Annotated in this window: 17 protein-coding genes; all 17 read right to left on the reverse strand. The window is 43.8% G+C overall.

Going from position 1 to position 17,982, the window contains the following annotated elements:
- Positions 1-21: 21 nt before the first annotated feature.
- Positions 22-1,212 carry a glycine C-acetyltransferase gene (locus tag NSQ38_RS19135; protein WP_339783532.1) on the reverse strand — a complete coding sequence of 397 codons (1,191 nt, stop codon included), beginning with the start codon at positions 1,210-1,212 and terminating at the stop codon, positions 22-24.
- A gap of 381 nt (positions 1,213-1,593) precedes the next feature.
- Positions 1,594-2,364, reverse strand: a complete 771-nt coding sequence (locus tag NSQ38_RS19140; RefSeq protein ID WP_339790596.1) for an AAA family ATPase — start codon at positions 2,362-2,364, stop codon at positions 1,594-1,596.
- Between the two features lie 182 nt (positions 2,365-2,546).
- The gene (locus NSQ38_RS19145; protein ID WP_339783534.1) at positions 2,547-2,987 is read right to left on the reverse strand and encodes a hypothetical protein; all 441 of its coding nucleotides are present in this window, start codon (positions 2,985-2,987) and stop codon (positions 2,547-2,549) included.
- Complete coding sequence (locus tag NSQ38_RS19150) at positions 2,988-3,194, reverse strand: helix-turn-helix transcriptional regulator (protein WP_339783535.1); 207 nt, start codon at positions 3,192-3,194, stop codon at positions 2,988-2,990. It abuts the gene before it with no gap.
- Positions 3,195-3,517: 323 nt separating this feature from the next.
- The gene (locus NSQ38_RS19155) at positions 3,518-3,955 is read right to left on the reverse strand and encodes an Imm26 family immunity protein (RefSeq protein WP_339783536.1); all 438 of its coding nucleotides are present in this window, start codon (positions 3,953-3,955) and stop codon (positions 3,518-3,520) included.
- Between the two features lie 198 nt (positions 3,956-4,153).
- Positions 4,154-4,528 carry a DUF2750 domain-containing protein gene (locus NSQ38_RS19160; RefSeq protein ID WP_339783538.1) on the reverse strand — a complete coding sequence of 125 codons (375 nt, stop codon included), beginning with the start codon at positions 4,526-4,528 and terminating at the stop codon, positions 4,154-4,156.
- A gap of 290 nt (positions 4,529-4,818) precedes the next feature.
- Positions 4,819-6,867 carry a glycoside hydrolase family 16 protein gene (locus NSQ38_RS19165; RefSeq protein ID WP_339783540.1) on the reverse strand — a complete coding sequence of 683 codons (2,049 nt, stop codon included), beginning with the start codon at positions 6,865-6,867 and terminating at the stop codon, positions 4,819-4,821.
- A gap of 153 nt (positions 6,868-7,020) precedes the next feature.
- Complete coding sequence (locus NSQ38_RS19170) at positions 7,021-8,562, reverse strand: response regulator (RefSeq protein ID WP_339783541.1); 1,542 nt, start codon at positions 8,560-8,562, stop codon at positions 7,021-7,023.
- Between the two features lie 3 nt (positions 8,563-8,565).
- On the reverse strand, positions 8,566-10,383 hold the full coding sequence (locus NSQ38_RS19175) for a histidine kinase (RefSeq protein WP_339783542.1): 1,818 nt from the start codon (positions 10,381-10,383) through the stop codon (positions 8,566-8,568).
- A 99-nt stretch (positions 10,384-10,482) separates the two neighbouring features.
- The gene (locus tag NSQ38_RS19180) at positions 10,483-12,141 is read right to left on the reverse strand and encodes an extracellular solute-binding protein (RefSeq protein WP_339783544.1); all 1,659 of its coding nucleotides are present in this window, start codon (positions 12,139-12,141) and stop codon (positions 10,483-10,485) included.
- A gap of 146 nt (positions 12,142-12,287) precedes the next feature.
- Positions 12,288-12,443, reverse strand: a complete 156-nt coding sequence (locus NSQ38_RS19185; protein ID WP_339783546.1) for a hypothetical protein — start codon at positions 12,441-12,443, stop codon at positions 12,288-12,290.
- A gap of 5 nt (positions 12,444-12,448) precedes the next feature.
- Entirely contained in the window at positions 12,449-12,841 is a 393-nt protein-coding gene (locus NSQ38_RS19190; protein ID WP_339783548.1) for an SDR family NAD(P)-dependent oxidoreductase, read from the reverse strand.
- A gap of 599 nt (positions 12,842-13,440) precedes the next feature.
- Positions 13,441-14,391 (reverse strand): alpha/beta hydrolase, encoded by a 951-nt coding sequence (locus NSQ38_RS19195; RefSeq protein ID WP_339783549.1) that lies wholly within the window; start codon positions 14,389-14,391, stop codon positions 13,441-13,443.
- 57 nt (positions 14,392-14,448) lie between these two features.
- Positions 14,449-15,501 (reverse strand): LLM class flavin-dependent oxidoreductase, encoded by a 1,053-nt coding sequence (locus NSQ38_RS19200; protein ID WP_339783551.1) that lies wholly within the window; start codon positions 15,499-15,501, stop codon positions 14,449-14,451.
- A 28-nt stretch (positions 15,502-15,529) separates the two neighbouring features.
- A complete protein-coding gene (locus NSQ38_RS19205) occupies positions 15,530-16,399 on the reverse strand; it encodes an NAD(P)-dependent oxidoreductase (protein ID WP_339783553.1) in 870 nt (289 codons plus the stop codon).
- A gap of 158 nt (positions 16,400-16,557) precedes the next feature.
- A complete protein-coding gene (locus tag NSQ38_RS19210) occupies positions 16,558-17,223 on the reverse strand; it encodes a TetR/AcrR family transcriptional regulator (RefSeq protein ID WP_339783555.1) in 666 nt (221 codons plus the stop codon).
- A 358-nt stretch (positions 17,224-17,581) separates the two neighbouring features.
- Positions 17,582-17,953 (reverse strand): SH3 domain-containing protein, encoded by a 372-nt coding sequence (locus NSQ38_RS19215; RefSeq protein WP_339783557.1) that lies wholly within the window; start codon positions 17,951-17,953, stop codon positions 17,582-17,584.
- Between the last annotated feature and the right edge of the window lie 29 nt (positions 17,954-17,982).

The following is a 17,982-nucleotide window of genomic DNA, read 5'->3' on the forward strand; positions in this document are numbered from 1 at the left end:
AATGTACTCCCGCGAATGCAGCTAAATCAGCTTCATTTCCTTGCCAACTTTCTCATAAACGGAGATCACCTGATCGAGCATCTCCTTGGTATGGGCAGCTGTCGGCATGTTGCGTATTCTTCCGGTTCCTTTCGGAACCGTCGGAAACAGGATTGCCTTGGCGTAAACACCTTCTTCATAAAGCCGTTTGCTGAACTGTTGGGTGGTTACTTCATCGCCAATGATACAAGGTGTGATCGGCGTTTCGCTTTGGCCTACATCATATCCAAGCTGGCTCAAGCCATTTTTCAAATCATTGCCGTTCTCCCACAGCTTCTCGATCAGCTCTTTGTCATTCATCAAAATGTCGACAGAAGCGCTACAAGAAGCGATTGCAGCCGGAGGTAGCGATGTCGAGAACAGAAACGGACGGCTTCTCAGCTTCAACCATTCGATCAGTTGTTTTTTACCCGCCACATAACCGCCGACAACCCCAATCGCCTTGGAAAGAGTACCAATTTGAAAGTCAATGCGGTCGGACAATCCAAAATGCTTCACGGTTCCCGCACCTGCTCCGAGAACGCCCGAACCGTGGGCATCATCCACATAAGTAATCAGATCGAATTCTTCTGCTATTTTCACGATTTCAGGCAGCTTTGCTATATCACCATCCATGGAGAAAACCCCGTCGGTGATGACCATAATTTTATGGTACTGACCGGATTCCTTCGCATCTTTCGCCTGCTGTCTTAAATCATTCATATCCGAATGCTTAAAGCGAATCACCTTGGCTCTCGACAGGCGGCAGCCATCAATAATCGAAGCGTGGTTCAGCTCATCTGATAAAATCGCATCATGCTGGTCCATTACCGCGGATATAGCAGCCATATTGCAGTTAAATCCCGATTGATACACGATAACGGCTTCCGTTTTTTTGAAACGGGCCAGTTTTTCTTCAAGCTCAATATGAAGATCCATCGTACCATTAATTGTTCTCACAGCCCCAGCGCCTGCCCCGTATGTCTGTGACGCCTTAACTGAAGCATCAATCAGGCGGTAATCTGTTGCCAGTCCCAAATAGTTATTGGAAGACAAATTGATTAGGGACTTTCCGTCGATACGAATAACAGGACCATTTGCACCCTGCAGCGTATCGATGACGTTATATAGACCTTTAGTTTTTAGATCTTCGATGTTCGAACTTAAAAATTGGTCCAATGCTTGACTTGACATTCCATTCCCTCCTCGATATACGCATGTCCTCGTACAGGAGACACATAATTCTCCGGGAAAACCTGTTATAAAAAGGGTTATATTGATTTTAATGTATCATCTTTTTATTTTTTTGTACACATGTGGCGGACAAAAAAATAAAATATCCGCAAAAAAACATAGCGATTGCTTCCCCATTCTCGGAAGCAATCGCTACTAAATCTTTGCTTATATCTTTTGTTGCTCAGTAGTTTGCGATACCATGCCGATTAGATACACGACTAATCGGTAATCGATATGGAGTACTGGCTGATAATCCCCCCCATCCTCTTTCCAATAGGCTTATATAATAGGCGTAACGATCTCTCTTAAGCTTTTAGATTCTATAGGATAGTAGTGGAATTAATCTTGAGCATATTCGAATAACTCTCTGAGCATCCGATCCTTGTTATTCACAAACTCTTTCATAATCATATAATGGTCGGTTTCTTCCAATACTTGGACTTCGATACCATCCGGCTTTAGATTGTAGATAATCGAATCTGGATATGCCATAAGGATTGGGGAATGGGTCGCAATTATAAATTGAGAGTTTTGCAAAACAAGTTCATGAATTCGTGTCAGCATCGCCATTTGGCGAAGGGGAGACAGTGCAGCCTCAGGCTCATCCAGTATATATAATCCATTCTCTCCGAACCGATGAATGAAAGTGGAAAAGAACGACTCTCCGTGCGATTGCTCATGCAAGGACTTGCCACCGTACGAATCTTTAATAGGGCGAATAGGGCGACCGAATGAAGGTTGACTGTCCAACTCATCGATCGTTGTGGCTAAATTATAATAACTTTCTGCCCGGAAGAAGAAGCCATCTCTCGGGCGTCGCGGACCTCTGATCAATTGTATATATTCATATAAGCTCGAGTGAGTAGCCTGGGTTGAAAAGGAAAAGTTGACCGTCCCACCCTCCGGGTTAAATCCCCATGCGACAGCAATGGACTCCATCAGTGTTGATTTGCCCATCCCATTTTCACCTACGATATAGGTTACCTTGGGGTGGAAATCAAGAGAATTTAGGTTTCGAATAACCGCCAAATCAAAGGGGTAACGATTATAGGCGGGTACTTGTTGCCTCTTAAGCTGAATTTGTCGTAAATAGGGATGCTGTATATTAATATAGTTCACTCCCTTTTAAGCCTTTGATCGTTATGCTTACCTTTATTGGGAAACGCTGACTCATGTTAGTCTCACCCTTTATTTTACTCCATCAAACAAATAATACCATATACCGAAACTAACCTGTCCGTAAATCGTTATCCGGTAAACATTCACCTCTCCCCACTGCTTTGATCTAAACCTTAAATTTCTCTCGCATAAAACATCCACAGTGCAAAAAATACGATTAAAACAAATAATAAGCAAGTTAGTAAGGTGTAGAATATCAAGGGATTAAAGAAACCGGCGATCACGGAGGCGACGCCCAGACCAATGAGAATGATTGCTGTGCTGAGTGTGCCGGCTCTCTGGAGTATCATTATACTCCGCTCGTCATTCTCCTCAATATACTGCTTCTTCAGCTCGGCTTCATTTTTACTGGCTTTTATATACCTGACTAGGAAAAAAGCGATGGCCACTTCAACCCCGATAAAAGCACCTGTGTGAAATCCCTTTATAAAACTAGGTAAATCGGGTAGTCCACCTCGGTAAAATATAAGTCCTACATAGATCAATAGGGTAGCAGCGGCTACCAGTGACAGTACGTTTTTACGAGTATTTACTTTAATCTTGTATTTGTCCATTTACATTTCCTCCACTTCGCTGAAATCAAAAACATCTTCAATGGCGAGTCCAAAAAAATTGGAAATTTTGTAAGCAAGAATAAGGGAAGCCGTATATTTTCCCCTTTCAAGAGAGGTGATGGTTTGCCGGGTAACACCAACAATTCGTCCCAGCTCTTCCTGTGACAGCTTATGTTGCTTACGCAGTTCTGCAATTCTTGTCTTCAAGTGATCACGTCCTTGCAATGTTTACTTTGCATTTTTAGAATAGTTCACTTTGCATTATGTGTCAAGTTCACTTTGCATTACTACTTACATCTGAATGCAAACCAAGCCAAGCCCCTCTTTGTAAAAGGAGGGCTTGGCTCGGTTGATTTTGTTTATATAAGATGCCAGAAGAGTGTACTTTAACAGAGCAAATGGTTAAAGCGATTGGTGTTACCCCTATAGAAACGTATGTAGGCCGTGACTTAATGTTTGTATTGGAAAGTGAAAAAGCGGTTCAAACCGCTACACCTGATCTCTGGAACCATAGATGGTATACTCGTACACTATTTATTCGGGTCTCGGTGCCACTTATCATCTCCCATTATTCTATCAACAATATGATGAGCTTCCCAAGCAGCCGCCATCTCTAACCCTTCACATTCTTCGCGAGTAGAAGGTCTAATCTCTCCCAAATGATATATTTCATACCCTCCTGATATCCTATCAATAATACAAGCAGGTGGGGGCCACGCCTCTTCTTCATCCGGGAACGGACGATTCTCAACGACCGGCCAATCACCTGATTTCAGTACATCATCATATACACCCACGATAAATTGGTATTCCTCTTCTTTAGGTATCTCTTCTATCGTGTCACTTATCACATTATAGATTGCAATGCTGGCATCTTTAAGCCTTCTCCCAAAGGCAAACTTAGCGTTAGGCAGAGGTATAGCGTAGATATCACCCAATTTTATTCGTTTACGTCTCGTATTTTTCACGGTTTTCCAAACTCCTTCGTTGAGGCTTTGATATACTTACTGTACTTCTTATTTATGGTGGTTATCATCCCTTTTAGCGATGTTTTCTAAAGACGTACCTTTTCCACTTGTTCGCCTAGTATAAACAGTACCCGTAGTTCATAACATTCGACCGTCCCCGGTCGGTTGATATTCTGGGAATGGCCATTATCAATCCTGTTAGTATTTTTCAAGTTCTGTCTTTAAATCCTCAATTAATATATCGACTTCTAATACAGCAGAATCAGCATTATTTAAGAATATTGAAGGTTTAAAACCCTCTTTTTTTAAATTGGGTAGAAAATCGTCTATGAACTCGTACAAATCCATACTTTTACTTGAGTAAATTTCCAAACCATCAGTTGCACAGTATTCCGCGAATTCTTTCTTAGGCCAAAAGGGAAGTAATTTATTACCTTCATCATCTTCAGTAACTGACCAACCATTCTCATAAAGCCCCCACACTTCTTCTGAATCCACTACTTTTTTGATGAAGTATTCATAACGAATATTTGCAGGGAGATTGATGACTGATTCAAATTCTTTCTGATTCATATTTCCTCCTAAAGATGTATCTTATTTTTCCATTATTATCTTATCTATGTTGCGTCTAGGGATCGTTTTCTGGTTATTCAGGTAACCAGTATGTTACCTATGTTCTTGTCCTTCGACAAGAGTTGCAGCCGATGAACTACATTATCAAGTCTAAATTTAAACGACCGATTCCCAGGTAGAAATATTGGGAATCGGTCGTAAGCCTAGTTTAGAGTATGAGATTTCAGATTTTCCGGTTTGCCCAGCATCTGTTCCATCTGATCTTCATTCGCTCTACGCGAAATCGCAAATTACTGTTCTTTATACACGCGTACATAATCCACTTGCATAGTCGCAGGGATATCGGAGGCGTTCGGAGTACGACCACCGTCAAAGTTTCCGCCGATTGCCAAGTTCATAATAAGGTAGAACGGCTCATCGAAAGGTGCATTCGGATTATTCGGTGCAGCTGCGGAATACCACTGCTCGTTAGTGACTTTATAGAAAAATTTGCCGTCCACATACCATTTAATGTTGTCCTCTTCCCAGACTACTGAGTATACATGATAATCATTGGCAAAAGTTTGCCCCGCCGGGAAGTGATAGTCGCCGCCCGAATACTGGTTTCCGGGCCATTGTCCACCAAAGTGTAAGGTGCCGCTTACTGATCCAGGCAGACGGCCTCGCGCTTCCATAACATCAATTTCACCTGATGCAGCCCAAGTGCCGTATACCGAATCTTGTGGAAGCATCCACAGTGCTGGCCATACACCATCACCTGTAGGAAGCTTGGCACGAAAATCGACTCTGCCGTATTTCAAGGACAGTTTATCCTTGGTGTTAATCTTTCCTGAAGAATACTGCGCATACCGATTCGGATCCTGCGGGAAAGATTTGCTGTCGTTCATGGCTTTGATATTCAGCTTCCCGTCCTGTACATATACATTTTGAGTGCTGTTTGTGTAGTGCTGCAGTTCTGCATTTCCCCATCCCCAAGTACCGGGATCGTTATTGAGATAATATCCTGTTTCATAGTTCCATTTACTTGTATCCAGCGTAGTTCCGTTGAATTCATCCTGCCAAATGAGATTCATGCCCGCGATTGCCGGGTCGGTTGGTGTTCCGATGGAGATATCCTCTTGATCGGATACATCCGGACGCGGAGCATTTGGATTACCGATGAAGGTATAGTTGACGAAGTTGTTGCCAATATTGCCACCCGCCTGCCCGTTCAGTGGATAGCCGATACGAATCTGCATATTCTCTTGGATCGGCTGGAACCACAGACCATAGACGTAATCGGCCCAGTACCCGAACTGATTGGCATCAGACATATTGTTGTACCCATTACCGGAGTATGAAAATTTGCTCTGGCTGGAGTTACTCAAATCAACCCATTGCCCATTGATGTTAATTTGATATACAAAGTTACCGAGTTCCTTGGCGATGGGCGCTCCCCCATCAATTTTCGGAAGCGGAACCCCGATGGAACCATTTGCATCTGCTGTGAAGGTTGTTCCTTCGTATGGCGTAATGACATATGAATTTCTTGTAGGTTCATTAAACGTAATGGTATAAACAAGATTAGCCGAAGAAGTCTTTGATTCCAATTTGACATTGATCGACTCCGTTACATTAAACCAGTACCCACCGCCGCCATCCGTGAATTGGCCAAAATTTTGATCGTAGATCCAGCCGCTGGCTGCGTTATTGTCAATATCAATCCAGGTGCTGCTGTTTACAGGTTTGACATACACCTTCAAATCATCCGCAACAGCTTCATAAGTGACCGCAGGATTATTGTTGAACGTTGGATATGTAAAGCCTGCACCGCCTGTGAAACTTGCTGTGATTTGTGGACCTTGTGTCGCATTCATCGCTGTGATGGTTGTTTTGTTGATGTTTTGGAATACAAGTTGATACTCCAGCTTAACACCATTCGCTTTGGAGTACAGTTGAATCTCGGTTGTTGCGGAGAGGGTAAACCAATAGCCATTGAAGCCGCCATCGCTCCAGTGCCCCCAGTTTTGGTTATAGATATAACCGCCTGCCTGGTCGATATCAACCCAGTTGTTGCCCACTTTAACATTAACGCCTACATCACTGTAAACATCATTCCATGTCGCGGAGCCTCCATTGAACTTAGGCATAACAAATCCGTAGCTGGCCTTGCCAACCCCAGATTTTGAAATAACAGGCCCGTCTGCTGGTGAGAAGTACTCCATTGAGGTTACAGTAGTTCCCGCTGCCTGAACCTTTGAAGTTGGCAGTATGCCAATACTAGCCAGCATCACAACCACAAGGAACATACCGAGCACCTTTTTCATAAACCGTTTCGCCGTAAAGTGAGATGGTTTCATAATTGCCCTCCTTTAATAGAATAATAGCTTCTCCCAATCCATGTGCATTTAGGAAATCGCTTACATGAAGGGATATCTTTATTCTATCGAATAGGTTAATTTGCTGAAAAGGTACAATTGTTTTTGTGGTATCCCATTTTTTTGGCTTTTGATTCAATCTGCCTTCTGCCGCATCATCTGTCGGTACTCTGTGGGTTGGATCTGCATCACAAGTCGGAACGCGCGTGTAAAGCTTTTGTAGCTTTCATAGCCAACCATAGCAGCCACCTCCACAATTTTATGGTCGGTTTCGGCGAGAAGCCGCCGCGCTTTATCCAGACGCACATCTCGTAGGTATTCAGCAAAACCTTTACCAATATTCTTCTTAAACAGATTGGAAAAATAAGCATAATTAAGCGATATATGATTGGATACCATCGCGAGGTCCAGCGGTTTGTGGTAACTCTCGTGTATAAAACGAATGGCTTCATTTAGATCCTGCGAATGGCGATAGCTGCACTTATAGTCATAATATAACTGATTTAGCCGAAGCAGCTGCTGTTGCAGTGCTTGTATATACTCACGCATCCCTGGATAATCAAAGAGGTTACGCAATGATTCAAGGTCAAGCTTTTCTTCCCCCATATAAGGGCGGATAACCCGTTCGTATTCCTCCATCATCTGAATAGTGGCGGCGCAGAGCTGTTGAGTATAGCGAATGGGATAACGTTGCAGCACCTTTTTGTGAAATATTGCAGAAATACCCTTCGTTATTGTTCCACTGTTATCTGTTCCAACCGACTGGAACAGTTCATATAAGTCTTCATAGGGAAGTTGCCACTGCTGTTCCATATGCTCAATATGCGCTGGGAAGATACTGGACTGATCAGGAAACAGGTAACTGTGCCGATAGAGCTCAAGCACTTGGTTATAGCTGTCGGGAAGTTCTTTTAACCCCTGAATCGGGTTCGTCATGGCCGTTATGGCATCGATCTTTCCTTCCTTGAGCGCTGCAGGCAAAACACTTGGATCTATGGACGCATCCACCGCAAGAATCAGGTATGGGCGATGTTGCAGGCAAATACAACCTTGTTTGCCAAACACACGATAAGCAATGGCTTCCATGCTATGGGCGCTGCTGGCTCCGGGCTGGTTCATGCAAACTTCTTCCCGCAGCAGGGCTAGGCGATAATTACGCCATAACGCATCATTTTGTTCCTCAATCTGAAGAATCCATGCGTCATCACTTAACGCACCTTGCATAAACATTCTTAATTCTTTACGATCGGTCTCTTGGGCGAGACGGGATACACGCTGCATATTATGCGTAAGTGCCTGCCGTGTCTGGATCTCTTGCCATACATGCTCCAGGGAATGTTGCAGATCCTCTCGCTTCAAAGGTTTGAGCAAGTAGCCCTTTGCCCCAAGCCCGATAGCTTTTTGGGCATATGTAAAATCACTATAACCGCTGATAATGAGGTATTCCACATCCATGTATTCCTCTTTGGATTGAGCCATGAGTGCCAACCCATCCATATCCGGCATCATAATATCGGTAATAACGATGTGAATGCAATGCTGCCGCAATAGGCACAGCGCCTCAATCCCGCTCGCGGCACAGTATATGTTGCTCAGCTCCAGAGGAAATTGATGCAGCATGGCCTGCAGGCCGTCACGAATGTGTTTTTGATCGTCCACAATCAGGAGATTAATCATGCTCTACCACCCTCCAAGATTTACATTTTCCCAAGGCAAGCGTATCGTTACGCAGGTATATGCACCTTGCACACTATCAATCCAAAGACCACAATTCTTGCCATAATGAAGCTGCAACCGCTTATTCACGTTTTCCAAACCAAGTCCGCTCCTGCTAGTAACCATCGGTGTATCCGATTCGCTCCGCAGTACTGCCTGAAGACGGTGTAACATCTCAGGCTCTAACCCCTTTCCGTCATCTCTTATGTTAATGAAAAGCAGACTGTCATTCTCCACAGAAAAGGTAATCTCTATAGTTACCCTGCCGCCTGAAGGCGCCCCGTGATGAACTGCATTTTCAACGATGGGCTGCATACACATCTTGGGAATGGCGTAGCGAAGTATCTCCTGAGGAAGATCCGCCGTCATAACGATACTGCCGCCTTCCATAAAGTTGATAAATTCAATATAACTTTGGATATTGGCAAGCTCCTCACGAAAAGCAACGGTATCGCTACGCCACTGCATGCTGTAACGTAGTTGGGAGCCCAACGACACCAATGAATTGGCTATAGCAGGCTGCCTCTGTACCTCTGCCACCATACGGATCGATTCCAGGGCGTTATATAAAAAATGAGAATTAATCTGCGAATGCAAGGAGTGCAATTGTGCGTTTTTGGCAATTAACTGTTTATCCACGACCTGTGTCATTAGACGTTTGACCTCTTGTAACATTTTATTGTAATTCACCGCCACCTCATCGATTTCATCCCCTCTTTCGTTCTCATCAAGGCCTGTATCAATCATTGCATCCAGCTCGCCTTTCCGTACCTGACGCATGGATACCAGTACGCTGTCCAACCGCCGGAAAATACGCCGCGTCGTTTGGGATACGAGTAGCATAATCAGCAGCAATACACATAATGTAATCGTTACCACAAATGCATACCAACTGCGCGGCCCCTTCATCAATGCCTGATGGGAAGCAATATCAACCACATAAGTGTTCAACGGGGCGATGTATCGATACAATGCATAGAAGCTCTGATCTCCCACCTTAACCTGAAGCGGGTTTTTCTGTGGCAATATATCCAGCTGGCGATGAATACTGCCAAGGATCTCTTCCATCCCCTGCCCGTACTTCTCAGAAAACTCATGCTGGGGATTGTAAACATACTCGGGAGGATCGCTTGCGTTCATCAACACCGAAAAGAAGTCTCCCTTGCTCTCCTGGAGCAGGTCGCTGAAAAACATGCTGTGCGGGACTCGCACTTCCATAATACTAGGGCGTTTTTGTTCCTGCCCTTGAAGACGAACCAGACGATAGTAGGATAAAGTGTGTTCACCCTCCCTAAAAGAAAATAAACGGTAAGCCGCACCACCTTCGTCCCGAAGCTTTACCCAATAATCCTGCGGCCAAAATTTCTTATAATGATAGATTTCAGGCCAGATTTCATACAAGTTTGGGTTATCGACGTAAAAGCTAAGCTCACTGATCATCGCATTGCTTTGAATGATATTAAGCATCTGCTCAAACTGGTTTTGCTTAAACTTCACCAGACGTAATCCATCTACAAGCATATTGGAATGAATAAAATCCACAAATGACTTTTGAGTGAGGGCTGTATTGGAAGCGTTCTCAATCATGTCCATTCTTCTGCGCAATTGTTCATTCAACCATGAAACGTGGCTGTTGCCCGTTGCCATAGCATCCTTATATAGCTGGGTTTCTTGCATGCGGATATATACAAAGGATATCAAAATAACAGGTATGGCAATCATCAGGCTAAATGCCAGAAACAGCTTTTGGGATATACGGGCATTGCGATAAAGCTTCCTCAATCTCGTTAGCAGGTATTTCATTCTGATGTATTCACCACCTTTGTTATACCATATACCATATATCACCAGTTAGCTGTTAGTTAACAATGTAGGGAATGGTTATCTGGCTATCTTGGCTTTCCGCAGTTCCAGTTCAGCCTGGCGATATTCCATCACCTGGTTAAAGCCGTAGTTCACACGACGTATCAGAAAATTCTCAAAAATTTTGTCAAAGGCAGCTTCATCCTTCGCTGTAATCAGTTCTGGCAGCACTTCTTCCCAATTCTGAGAAATACGTGACCAGGCTAACGCTATATCGGAATCACCTACAGGATCTAGTCCCTTATAGATGCCGCTGTCCAGATCGGCCTGTTGGTTGGCGAACTCTTCCATTTGCTTAATGGATGGAGCATTCTCAGGTCTCCACTTGTTAACAAAAGCAGGGTTTCGCAGCATCCAGTAGGTATCCATAATGCCATATTCCTTTTCCAGCCGCTCCCTATCCGTGTCATGCAACTGAACCATTGCTTCCGTCAACTGCGGTTTGCCGTTCTTCATCGCCCAGGTTTCACCTTCTTTGCCCAAAAATAAATCCCGTTGGCCTTCTTCACTGGCCAGATAGGTCAAAAATCGGATGGCTCGTTCAGGGTTTTCCGTGGATCTGCTAATCATCGTAACCATCCAGCCATCCATACTGCCGGGAAACAGTTTGGCGGATTCTCCCCTGCTGCTCCGGGGTCCATCTACAGCAATATAGGTTGAACTCTGATTCGTAAGGAATTCCAATTTCGAATTGAGATCCGATATGTCTGTCCATTCCCGGATCATCATAAAATATTGGGCATGGTTGGTTTTTTCCTGCACCTGTGCACTGGAGTCGACCAGAAAATCAACATTAATCAGTCCCTGCTCGTAAGCGGTACGAAATGTTTTCAGCCACTCGATATAATCGGGATCTGTCATTCGGTCGTATACTTTACCGTTCTGTTCATGGGGGATCGCAAGCAGATTTTGCAAATATTCGGTCATCCCATAGGATGCATTCCCCTGTGCCCAAAACGGACTGATCAGCTGGCCTTTATAAACAGAATATTGATTCTTCAGCAATTGTAATGCATTTAGAAAACCCTTCGGTGTGGTAAGGTCCGGTTTGCCCATCGACTCATACAGATCTTTACGTACAAGAAAGGTTTGGTTCGCTCCCGTCAAGCCGGTTGAACGCATCTGTTCGGGACTGTACGCATCATTGGGGATGACATAGGTATGGCCGTCTTCCTGTTGATACCATTGTAGAGCACCATCACCTGCTACCTTGTAAAAGTAAGGATCATACTGGTTGGCTAGCTCATCCAGGGCATAGATGAGCTTACTCTCCCGAAGTTTGTTAACCGCACTCTCCCAGGAGCCGATGGTTATCAAATCCGGCAGACTACCGGTTGTCAACATCCGTGATAACATCTCGCTTGGTTCACCAGTGGATACTTCAAATTCGATATTGACCCCTGTTTTTTGGGTGACATATTTGGAAGTCAGGCTCTCACCCCAAGTGTGCCCGTACCATTCGGCTCCAACGAACCACGTTAGATTCACGGGGGTGGTATCCAGCTTCCATGCCGGTTCTTCCAGATTCAGATTAAGGCTCTGTATCTGCTCCGTGAAGTCAGCCTTTGTCGAAGCACCCTTATCTTCCGATTGATCTGGCTCAGAACAAGCAGCCAAGCCTGACATCAGGCATATCATCAACAAGTTTAAAATAAAAAGACTTCGAAACATGAACATCTAAGCGCCTCCTTCCTATACTGACGATCTCCAATCCCTATCTGCATCAGCATTCATACGAGTGGTGGTACAACTGATTTTACTACCCTTGGATTAAAATGGAAATGGTTTAATAGTCGATTCGCAGATGATCCGCAACATTCCCCCTAACGAAACATAACTTGTAATAAATCAATGGATTCAGTGATCCGGATCAGAAGTTTGACTGCTTTCTCCGGATCTCCCGGCTGGTTATTGTCATATGCACTCACGGCTGACACCCGAGCCTTACGCTGCTCTTTGTAGTCTTCTATGGGGTTCACGAAGTTTACACCGAACGAACCCTTTGAAAGAAAGTTAGTGCGGAAATAACCTGGCTGACATGTATGCCAAAAGGCTGAACAACCTCTGCCAGCGCTTCACTCATTCCATCCACCGCAAACTTGGTAGCCGCATAGATCGAGCTTCCCCCAAAGTCAAAGAAGCCTGCCGTCGAGAAATTAATAATGTGTCCCGTTCTCTGCTGCCTTTGCTGAGACAAAGCCCGACTGACCACATTAAAGGTGCGGAAGACATTCGTCTCGAAATTCCGGCGTTCATATTCACCATTGCTAAATTCGGCAAGCTCGATATCCTTGTGAACAACGCCGGCATCGCGATCCAGGACCAGATGGTAGACGACCTCAACCTGGACGAACAAAAATACAATCAAAAGTGGCAAGTCAATGTCATGGGATCGATCGCCGTTACCCGTGCGGCGGCACCAAAGCTAAAGGACGGCGGACGTATTATTATTGTCGGTTCCTTGCTCGGTGATTACATACCCTTCAAGGGGCACTGACTATGCGGGATTGAAAGCGGAGCTCGCCGGACCACATGCAGGCTACATCACTGGTGAAACCATCAACATTGCTGGAGGGCTCGGAATCTAAAATCTTCAGAAGCAAGGGCTGTGCGTGGGAGTGAATCTATAACTACATCGCTTTTGTTTAGATAAACATCTAATCGGTAATTGGTACAAGAACTTGTACCGATAAAATAAAAAAAGCCACTAAAATAGCGACTTCAATGGGATCATGTTCCTGTCCCTCGACAACTTTTCTGAAAATATATGTAGCGCTCTCCGTACTCGCTCGTAATTGAGAATCGATCAATCGATATAACGATTATCGTATATTTTCTCCGACAATGGCTTGAAGAAGCAATAATGCACGATAAAATCTAGGTAAAAACCAAATCGCCGCAAACTTGCGGCGATTTGGTTTGGTTTATAACGTGACCTCTAGCTATTTTACTGCGCATCGGCTTCCCTCTGCAGCTCTAAAGAACCCTGTTGGGATGAAGTGCACGGGCCATTGCATCCATGTAACCCTGAACAGCGCGCTGACTCACTTCTGTTTCTGGAGCAAGAATTTCGAAAAGGTGGAAACAACCTGGATAGAGGTGAAATTCTACATCCACACCTGCTTGTGCTAGTCGTGCCACGTACTCCATCGTCTCATCCCGGAATAGATCGAGCTGACCTACACAAGTATAGGCTGGCGGCAATCCGGCCAAGTTCTCTGCTCTCGAAGGTACTGCATAAGAAGAACTTCCATTGACATCGTTCTCCTCACCAAGGTACATATTCCAAGCAGCCACGTTGTCCGTTCGGTTCCAGACTGAACCCTCTTCTGTAATCTCATGACTAGATGGCGTGATGTTGCGATTATCTAACATCGGGTACAATGGCATTTGGAAAATAATAGACGGACCTCCTTTATCACGTGCCATCAGCGCGAGTGCTGCTGTCAGCCCTCCACCACCGCTAGCACCGGCAATCGCAACCCGATTCACATCAATGCCAAGCATTGCTGCTTCCTCCGTCATCCATACCAATCCAGCAAAACAATCTTCAATCCCCGCAGGATATGGATGCTCAGGAGCGAGCCTATAATCGACTGATACGACAATACATTCTGCTGTCTGAACAAAACGTTCGCACAATTTGTCGTCCATATCGGGATGTCCTAACACGTACCCACCCCCATGAATCCATAACATGGCTGGTAGTAAATCATTCGTTCGATCGGCAGGTTCATATATTTTGACCAGCATATCACCTCCAACTCTCGGAATTTTCCGGCTAGTTGTGTTTACATGCTCTGAATTTTTCACCGATGCAGCCGATACTAAGTTTCTGCTCCACTCTAAATTTTTCTCCAACTCAAACCCTGGAAATTGTGAATAAACCTCTCTTAATTCTGGTAATATACGTGTCTCAATACTCATGATAATTCCTCCAAATATAATAATGAATTCGATCGTGTACGTTTTTTCAGTTAATTCTTATCTCATTTCAGCTTCCCACTTGGAAATTTCCTCTCGTACTCGCGGTGCAACCTCTTTACCGAGCAGTTCTATAGCCCGCATTACCAACTCATGTGGCATCGTGCTTAAGGGAACATACATCATGAAACGTGTAATTCCTACATGCTTGCGCAGATGAATAATTTTTTGAGCAACTGTTTCCGGATCCCCTACATACAACGCACCATCAGAGCTGCGGGCAGCGTCATAGCTGGAACGATCATAATATGCCCACCCCCGCTCTTTGCCGAGTTTATTCATGCCGTACTGAGTGGACGGGAAAAAGAGTTCTGCGGCCTTTTCCGTATCTTCTGCAACAAATCCGATAGAATGTGAACCTACCCGAAGCTGCGATACATCATGACCGGCATGAGCTGCCGCCTTTTTATACAGTTCTATAAGTGGCGCGAATTTCGTTGGATTACCACCGATAATTGCAAGAACTAGTGGCAGACCTAGAATTCCAGCACGTATGGCAGACTCCTGAGTACCTCCGCTACCAATCCATACAGGTATAGAATCCTGAACAGGACGCGGGTATACCCCCAGATTATGTATCGCTGGTCGATGGCCTCCACTCCAAGTTACTTTCTCAGATTCCCGTAATTTAAGAAGCAGTTCAATATTTTCATTAAATAGATCCTCGTAGTCATGCAGGTTATAACCAAACAGCGGAAAGGATTCAATGAAGGAACCCCGGCCAGCTATAATCTCGGCACGTCCATTGGAGAGACCGTCCAGCGTGGCAAAATCCTGAAACACACGGACAGGATCTGCTGAAGATAGGACCGTCACAGCACTTGTTAATCGAATTCGTTTTGTGAGGGGCGCCGCAGCGGACAACACCATTGCCGGTGAAGAAGCCGCATAATCTTCACGGTGATGCTCACCTACGCCGAACACATCAAGTCCTACCTGATCTGCAAGGACGATTTCTTCGACGACTTCTCTCAATCGCTGAGCATGACTAATGACAACTCCGGTCTCAGTATCAGGCTTTGTTTCTACGAATGAAGTAACACCTATTTCCATAATTAATCTCTCCTTATATTTTCTTTCCTTAAGAGGAATGTTCAAGACAACGGATTAAAGCCGTCCAATCCAACTCGCCATAACCATGGGCAATTCCTTCCGAGAGGTGTTGATGAATAAGCTGACCTAAAGGTAGTGGAGCTTGAACTGACTTGGCTGCCTCGATAGCTAATGCAACATCCTTTAACCCGAGCTTCATTTTAAAACCGGCTGGTTCAAAGCGCTGTTCTGTCATGATCGCGCCATAGTTCTGATATACCGGAGATTGGAAAAGAGCATTCACAACATCCATATATCGGGACGGCTTAATGCCGTGCTTTTCAACCATGAGCTGCGCTTCCGACAAAGCTTCCAGCATTGAAGCAATCAGAAAGTTAACGCCTATTTTGACAATGTTACCTTCTTCGCCATGATCCCCAATCTCAAATATCTCTTGACTTAGTGCTGTTAACATGGGAAGTACTCGTTGTCTTGCGTGTTCAGGACCAGCTAAAATAATGCGCAATGTAGCTGCTTTAGCCGCATCCGGGCGCCCCATTACGGTGGCAGACACAAAGTGCTGGTTTCTCTCCGCATGCAAAGCGGATAATTTCCGAGCCAGATCTACGCTGATCGTACTGGCAGATACGTGAATTCCATTTTCAGATAATCCGTTCAGAACTCCATTTGGTCCCTCAACAATCTCTCTCAAAGCAGCATCATCAGATAACATGGTAATTACAAGATTGCTTTCTTTCGCTGCCTCTAGTGGTGTTTGGACATAACGTGCTCCCTGTTTTATTAATGGTTCAGCTTTTTCAAGGGTCCGATTAAAGATGACTACGTCATACCCCGCTTTCAACAGGTTTTGTGCCATTGGAAGGCCCATATTTCCAAGTCCAATAAACGATACCTTCATTGGTTGCATCTCCTTATTGTTGATGGATTGTTTCGATAACGGAATGAATGTTCCAGAATGATCAAAAAAAAATGGTCTTACAGATACTCTTCAAATGACACCTTCAAAATATGAGGAGTATAATAACGGAACAATCATTCCAATATTGCTAAAAAAAATTATATCCCTGCAATTACAAAATTAATCATCTCTTTTGCACGTTCTGGATTTTGACCTGTTTTGGCCATAATATTTATGCTTTGATGTAAATTCAGCAATAAATAAGACATTGTTTTGATATCTGTTGTTTTATCTATCTCTCCCGATTGTTGGCCCTTCTCCAAAAGCTCGCAAAATGCTTGTTCCAAATCCGAAAAACTAGTCTGTATCAAGACATTTATCTGTTCATCTGGTGACTCCAATGTTGTAGCTGTATTCGTTACAAAACATCCGCCCGGTAGGCTCGTATCGTATGCGGAAGCAATATGATATTCAAAAAACTGAAGAATTCCACCTCTAACGTTGGATGCTTGTTCAAGAATGGTCTGCTTATTGGAACTCCCTTTTTTATAATGCTCCAGGGCATCTCTGTACAAGGTTTGCTTGTCGGAAAACGTATCATAAAGGCTGGATCGGCTAATGCCCATCACTTCCAGTAAATCCGGTATGCTGGCAGCCTCGTATCCTTTTTTCCAAAACAACAGCATTGCTTCGTGTAACGCTTGATTTTTGTCAAATTCTTTAGTCCTGGCGATAAGTAACACCTCCCGTTTCAAAAATATAACATATCTGAACTGATCAGTCCAGAAAAAATGAGCAGATTTTACGTGCACACTCTTGGACATACGGAAGACATTTATTAAATTCGTAATTTCAAATAAGGAATCATAAAATGAGTAATATAGAAACTATACTATTAATGTAAAAAATATACCTTTTGTTTTATGAATTAGGAGAACTCTCTTCAAGGAATTTGTTCCATAACGATGTGAATACTCTATGTGTTATCGTGTTAATTGAATTTTAACTACAATGCCTTCCATTTAGCCATTCATCTAATCGGCAATAGGACCATGTTCTTGTCCCTCGACATCTTTTCAGATTAACGTCTTCAAAAATTCAAGTCTTTACATATGTTTAGACTGTTTTTTGAATCATTTTATGCCCTGTATACTCCTCAATTGGATTGTTCATTGATTAAGATCATAAGTAATCTTGCTCGCTAACATTCTTTATAACTAAAACCTTATTAGGTACCCATCCTTTCTCACCCTCTGGCGTGCGAACAAAACTCCATTCATTAAGTTCAAGTTCTTTTTCAACTAACATACCAGGAATTACAGTTAATTCGTGTGCAGAATAGTGTGTTAACGCAGTCGCTATGTGTTCCTCATTTGGTGTACTTAATATTTGTTTTGGTACCCAGCCGCACTTTTTAGAATGGATTGCTTCACAAAAAATCCAGTTTGGAAATTCAGTGTCTTCTCTTCCGTAGATAACAATATCTCCTTTAGATAAAACAATTGGAACAGGATAATTTGAAACATGTGGGTAAATCACTTTATATTGTTTCATAATGCCTCCACATAGTATATTTAACCTTT

Origin of the sequence: Paenibacillus sp. FSL R7-0313, from assembly GCF_037969885.1 — a bacterium.
Lineage (GTDB): Bacteria > Bacillota > Bacilli > Paenibacillales > Paenibacillaceae > Paenibacillus.